The sequence below is a fragment of the Cupriavidus campinensis genome, from assembly GCF_905397395.1.
Lineage (GTDB): Bacteria > Pseudomonadota > Gammaproteobacteria > Burkholderiales > Burkholderiaceae > Cupriavidus > Cupriavidus campinensis.
Window position 1 is genome coordinate 1 of record NZ_CAJPVH010000149.1, and the last position, 859, is coordinate 859.

The following is an 859-nucleotide window of genomic DNA, read 5'->3' on the forward strand; positions in this document are numbered from 1 at the left end:
GCCTGACGGTCCAGCGCGGCGTCGAGCGTGCGCGTGGTGGCACGGCGCTGGCGCCATTGCCGCACCAGCGGCCACGCCAGCAGCCCCGCCGCGCCGGCGGCGGCCAGCAGGCTCATCGAGAGCAGAGAGGTCATGTCGATCGTCACATCCATGCGCGCGCCCTCATATCGACTTGGCCAGCCGGTATAGCAGCAAGGCGCCGACCACCTCCAGCCCCAGCGCGGTCAGCAGCATCGCCTTGCCCATCGGGTCGCGCCACATCAGCAGGATGTAGCCGGCGTTCATCACGAACAGGCCGCCCGCCACCACCAGCGGCAGCAGGCCCAGCACCCACGCCGACAGGCGCGTCTCCGCCGACAGCGCCATCAGCTCGCGCTGCGCTTCCTCGCGGTCGCGCATGAAGGTGGCGGTGCGCTCCATCACCACATCGGCCCGGCCACCGTAGCGCACGGACAGGCGCAGCACCGACGACACGATCACCAGTTCGGCCAGATCATAGGCGCGGCCCACCATCAGCACCGCCTGATCGAGCTCCTTGCCGGCACGCTGGAGGTGAATGGCCTGCACCAGGCACTGGCGCAGCGGCGCCTCGGTGTTCGCCACGGAATTCTGGAACGCGGCCGGCACGCTGCTGCCGATGGTCATCAGCCGCACCACGCCATCGAGAAAGCCCGGCAACTGGCGCAGCATCTTCTCCCGGACGCGCCGGATGCGCACCCAGAGCAGGAAAGCGGCCAGCGCCACGCCCGTCACCAGCATCGCCGCCGCGCCCAGTGCGCCGCCGATCAGCCCGCCGAACAGCACCAGCGTGGCCACCGGGCCGCCCCAGCGCAGCGCCGTGGCGCGCGTGGGCGCGAGG

General features: G+C 71.5%; 1 protein-coding gene. It reads right to left on the reverse strand.

The window, feature by feature from the left end; genetic code table 11:
- Positions 1–162: 162 nt before the first annotated feature.
- Positions 163–859 (reverse strand): type II secretion system F family protein (locus KHO18_RS28275; protein WP_244845177.1); only part of this gene is annotated, 697 nt, incomplete at its 5' end.